Consider the following 3,513-nt stretch of genomic DNA (forward strand, 5'->3'; position numbering starts at 1 on the left):
GTGTCATTGCCTTCGCCACCGCGGAACACGTAGTCGTCGCTCTCGCCGGAACCGTCAAAGTGATCGTCACCATCCGTGCCCAACGTCGCAACCATGAACTCATTGCGGCTCAGTACTGTCCCATCTGAGAATACAAACTCATTTATGTGGTACCGTTCGGAATAATAGTTGTCGTTTCCGTAGTCCAATATGGTAAGCGAGCCCGCAGCGTTGGTGAGGCCAATTCTCAGATCGGGTGAAGAACTTCCACCGGCGTCGACAAAAGTCGTGAAAACGTTTTGGATTGTTATTCCGTCCTCAAAAACGATCTGATCAACTTCGCTAGAACCTGCTGTAGACGTAACAATTTGGTCGTTACCCATGTTGGGCCGGAACTCGAACACATCGTTCCCTGACGTCTCCGTCAAAATGTCGTCTGTTGCTGGCGGCGGCGGTGCCATAACAGCATCCAAAATACCCTGACCATCCAAGCTCAAACCATCAGTGAAAATGATCGTCTCGATACCTGAGGCCATCGTTTCGGCAAAATGGTTGGCAACCGTAATCACATCGCCATCACTCAGCGTAATCGTCAGGTCATTCTCAACTTGTGCAAATGCTACATCACCAAAGTAAGAATCTGCGAATGTTAGCGTGTCGAGGACAAGGTGATCATTGAGGCTCTCGACGATTGTGTATGACCCATCACCTTGAGAATGCACATAGTTTTCAGTCAAAGCAGAACCCAAGACTGTTCCACTTGTCTTCATGTCAGAAACAGTTTTGTCTCTTATACCCTGCGCATCTAATTGCGAACCATCTGAGAATTCGATCAGTTCTATATCGTCCAGATCGCTTCCGAAGTGATTCAATACACGGATTGTTTCGCCGTTTTGCGTAGTTATAAGCAGGTCGTCACTGTCTGTGTGACTAAAGCTGACGTCAGCAGCATTCAAATCGACAAACAGTATCCTATCCGAAGCATCTATTGTACTGCGGTTTGCTATCGTGTCGTTGCCATCTCCAAGTGCGTATACATAGGTGTCCGAGCCATCGCCGCCTTCAAGCGTATCACTTCCTAGGCCTCCTCGGATTTCATTGTCCGCGTCGGAACCGATCAGAATGTTGTCTCCTGCACCAGCGATAATGTTTTCAATGTTGGCAACCTGTTCTTCGACACCACCTGTCAGCACCGTCTTGGATTCAGCGAGATTGATCGTCACATGGTCCGAAGAGAAGGAATAGTCGAGCGTATCTACGCCCTCGCCACCATCGAAGGCTTCCATACCGTCGCCCGCAACCAGAATGTCGTTACCCTCACCGCCGTAGAGCTGATCATCACCGGTACCACCGGTCAGGGTATCGTTGCCATCACCACCGAACAGGCTATCCGCGCCGGCACCGCCATCAATCTGGTCGTCGCCCTCATCTCCGTTCAGCAGGTCATCACCGGCGAGACCGGAGATCACATCATGGCCAGCACCACCGGCGATCTCATTGGAGGCATAGGTGCCAGTCAACGCATTGTTACCAGCACCGCCAACAATATTCTCGAAGTTCAGGACCTGTTCGGTTGTGCCATCCTCAAACGTGGCCAACGCTGCTGTCAGATCAATTGCAAATTGGTTCGAGGTGTAAGTGAAATCAATCGTATCCGCGCCTTCGCCACCATCGAATAAATCCGAACCCGCATTGCCCAGGATGTAGTCTTCGCCAGATCCGCCGTAGTGACTGTCATCACCCGCGCCGCCGTCAAGCCGATCATTCTCTTCATCGCCATAAAGAGTATCATTGCCAGAACCGCCTGTAATCGCGTCACTTCCTAGGCCTCCTCGGATTTCATTGTCCGCGTCGGAACCGATCAGAATGTTGTCTCCTGCACCAGCGATAATGTTTTCAATGTTGGCAACCTGTTCTTCGACACCACCTGTCAGCACCGTCTTGGATTCAGCGAGATTGATCGTCACATGGTCCGAAGAGAAGGAATAGTCGAGCGTATCTACGCCCTCGCCACCATCGAAGGCTTCCATACCGTCGCCCGCAACCAGAATGTCGTTACCCTCACCGCCGTAGAGCTGATCATCACCGGTACCACCGGTCAGGGTATCGTTGCCATCACCACCGAACAGGCTATCCGCGCCGGCACCGCCATCAATCTGGTCGTCGCCCTCATCTCCGTTCAGCAGGTCATCACCGGCGAGACCGGAGATCACATCATGGCCAGCACCACCGGCGATCTCATTGGAGGCATAGGTGCCAGTCAACGCATTGTTACCAGCACCGCCAACAATATTCTCGAAGTTCAGGACCTGTTCGGTTGTGCCATCCTCAAACGTGGCCAACGCTGCTGTCAGATCAATTGCAAATTGGTTCGAGGTGTAAGTGAAATCAATCGTATCCGCGCCTTCGCCACCATCGAATAAATCCGAACCCGCATTGCCCAGGATGTAGTCTTCGCCAGATCCGCCATAGTGACTGTCATCACCCGCGCCGCCGTCAAGCCGATCATTCTCTTCATCGCCATAAAGAGTATCATTGCCAGAACCGCCATACAGTTCGTCGTCCCCACGGCCGCCTCGGAGAACATCATCCGTTTCCCAACCGATGATTGTATCATCGCCATCGTTACCCAAGAGGGCTTTGCCACGAATATCAAGCCAGTCATAGGTCGTCCCGTCACTGAAATGGATGAATTCTACAGCGTTGTAGCCTTGGCTCTGGAAATGGTGCTGCCAAGTGATCACATCGCCACCTGAAGTAGTCATGATCAGATTTTGGTCAGAACCATTGCCATTGCTGAAATGTACTTGATCAGGAGTTAGGTCCGTGAACGTCAGTGTGTCAGTGTGATTGGAAAACCTGTCGTAGTCGGTGATCGTATAGGAACCATTACCGGCAGCGTGAATGTAGTTTTCAGCGTTTTCAGTCCCGACCACCGTACCTGTCGGTTTCATATCCAAGACCATCCGATCGCGCAGCTCGTCCTGGTTCAGTGTCATGCCGTCTGCGAAGGTGACGGTCTCGATCGAACTCCACTTGTTCTCGTCAAGCTGGTTGACCAGTGTGATCTGCTCACCGTTAGACAGAGTGATCGTTAGATCATTGCCTGTGCGACCCACCGTCACCTCATCTGGATTCACATCTGTAAAAGTGAGGCTGTCGGTTTGGTCGATGAAGTCATCGTAGTCCGAGATCGAATAAGAGCCGTCCCCTAGTGCATGCGCATAGTTCTCGCCATTCTCGCTGCCGATCACCGTGCCCGACGACTTCATATCCGAGACCATGCGGTCGCGCAGCTCGTCCTGGTTAAGGGTCGTACCGTCCGCAAACGAGACGGTCTCAATCGAACGCCACTTGTTCTCGTCAAGTTGGTTGGAAAGCGTGACCTGCTCACCATTGGACAGGGTGATCGTCAGATCATTACCCACGCGACCCACCGTCAGCTCATCTGGATTCACATCTGTGAATGTGAGGCTGTCGGTTTGGTCGATGAAGTCATCGTAGTCGTGGATGCTGTACGATCCGTCTCCGAGG

1 protein-coding gene is annotated in these 3,513 nt (G+C 52.1%); it reads right to left on the reverse strand.

What is annotated here, in order from left to right:
- The coding region (locus tag ACR0J1_RS19340; RefSeq protein ID WP_480752363.1) for a calcium-binding protein at window positions 1-3,513 on the reverse strand (3,513 nt) is incomplete at both ends.

This window comes from Ruegeria sp. CJ3 (assembly GCF_056536725.1).